Genomic DNA, 1663 nt, shown 5'->3' on the forward strand with positions numbered 1-1663 from the left:
TCCCGTCAATTGGGCTATTTTCTTTACTTGGATTGTCACTTTAGTCCGTCGTGCTGGTATTCGGACTGTTCCTCAAGCTTTACGTTTGTGGGCTAACCAAGTTGATGATGTTTTTTCTTTCCTTGTATGAAACCACCCTGCCAATGTCACAGCCAGCGGAGCTGACTTTGCCAATAGAGTAGTTAACCACTCACCAGGCGTAAGTGTCGGTAGAGCGCGAAAGAACGGCTCCGTGACTACCTCGATTTGAAATTGCCGCTTAACTTGAGCGTTCGCGAAGCGTCGGCTCTGCCGAATCGTGACGCTGCTATAGGGCATAAATTGCGATCTCGACCTCTTCTAATGTTTAATCACTTGATACATTCATTGGGATGGACTAAAGTATTAAAACCATTAAATTTCTAGATTAAATTTATCTAGACGCTCGACTTCAACTTTTGCTGCTGCGAGTAATTCATCCCATTCATCTGCAGGATGACCGCGATCCAGCATCTTCTTAAAAACTAGATAGGCATCGGTATTACTATCATAAGCGCGTTTTGTATCTTCATCATTAACCCAGGCATAGACGATAATTCTACTCTCTTGATGAAATCGAAAAAACAACCGATACTGCTGAAAAAACTTAGCCCTAAACCAATGTTTGCAAGCGTCTCCCAGCGTCGCACCCTGTCGATATACTGGTAAAGTAGGAGCTTGAGGAATAACATCAAAGGCTAGCTTGGTTATTGCGGATAACCGCTTAAAAGCATTTTTCTTACGATAGTCCTGTGGATATTTCAGCCGCAGATTTGCAACTTGGGTTAACAATTCTTCAACATGTGAGAGAAACAGATCGTGAGCAAATATAGTCCATTCATTAATTATTAGCGGCTGCGGTTCGGATTCACTCATTCATCTTCAGCCGCTAGTTGTGCATCCAGATCGAGATCGACATTATCAACTAAAGATCGAATCCGATCGACCAAATCGGAACTAACCTGTCGCACATGCTGGGGATTGGCTTGGATATCTGTAGCTAGAAAATTTAGAAACTGTCCCAACAGCGGATCGTTATTTTTATCCTCCGCCCGCGCGATCGTGACTTGCCCGTCAGACCCTATAGTATAGGAGATGCGATCGCGCTTGTTCAATCCTAGTACTTTGCGAATGGAATCGGGAACGGTAGTCTGATAGCGATCGGTTAAAGTAGATTCCGAGCAGGGGTTTGATGGTGTAGCCATAGCAACTTATCAACTTGTAGGGTAAACTCTAACCTTAAAGTAATGCAATTGCATTACTTTGTCAATCATGATTCCCCTTTCCCCTTTCCCCCACCAGTTACCTAAAACTACAAGGAGTTAACGGAGGACGGGAAGCTCATTGTGGTGTCTCCAACTAGAAACGAGCAGGTAGAAACAGTTACTGCGAAAGCAGAAGTTTTGCCACCAGCGAATAGCCCGACTGCTGATTCAATATCTTCAGGCAAATACCAGTTACCCGAATTAACCCCAGAGGAGACTGCACGAAGAGGGGAGCATCCCACTTTTTATTTGGCTTGCAGAAATAAATCTTATGTACTAGTAAGAGGATTGAGGAATTTGACAAAAATATAAGCAAAGTGACTGCAATCTTGAGATAATGAGGTTAAGCAAATCAAGGTGGTGTAATAAGTGCATCAGTC

General features: G+C 43.4%; 3 protein-coding genes. All 3 read right to left on the reverse strand.

Annotation, left to right across the window (positions count from 1 at the left end; all coding sequences use genetic code 11):
- Positions 1-72 precede the first annotated feature (72 nt).
- The 3 genes from ACEW9J_RS09130 to ACEW9J_RS09140 all read right to left on the reverse strand — a co-directional run bounded on the left by ACEW9J_RS09130 (position 73) and on the right by ACEW9J_RS09140 (position 1223).
- Entirely contained in the window at positions 73-318 is a 246-nt protein-coding gene (locus ACEW9J_RS09130) for a hypothetical protein (protein ID WP_373544820.1), read from the reverse strand.
- Positions 319-393: 75 nt separating this feature from the next.
- Positions 394-894 (reverse strand): type II toxin-antitoxin system YhaV family toxin, encoded by a 501-nt coding sequence (locus ACEW9J_RS09135; protein ID WP_373544821.1) that lies wholly within the window; start codon positions 892-894, stop codon positions 394-396.
- Complete coding sequence (locus tag ACEW9J_RS09140; protein WP_373544822.1) at positions 891-1223, reverse strand: type II toxin-antitoxin system PrlF family antitoxin; 333 nt, start codon at positions 1221-1223, stop codon at positions 891-893. Before ACEW9J_RS09140 ends, ACEW9J_RS09135 begins: the two co-directional genes overlap by 4 nt.
- Positions 1224-1663 lie beyond the last annotated feature (440 nt).

The sequence above is a fragment of the Chamaesiphon sp. genome (genome assembly GCF_041737865.1).
In the GTDB taxonomy this organism is placed as follows: domain Bacteria; phylum Cyanobacteriota; class Cyanobacteriia; order Cyanobacteriales; family Chamaesiphonaceae; genus Chamaesiphon.

Bases quoted from the DNA above. Each gene is read 5' to 3' on its own strand.
- ACEW9J_RS09130 (WP_373544820.1), bottom strand. From the start codon at position 318: ATGCCCTATAGCAGCGTCACGATTCGGCAGAGCCGACGCTTCGCGAAC.
- ACEW9J_RS09135 (WP_373544821.1), bottom strand. From the start codon at position 894: ATGAGTGAATCCGAACCGCAGCCGCTAATAATTAATGAATGGACTATA.
- ACEW9J_RS09140 (WP_373544822.1), bottom strand. From the start codon at position 1,223: ATGGCTACACCATCAAACCCCTGCTCGGAATCTACTTTAACCGATCGC.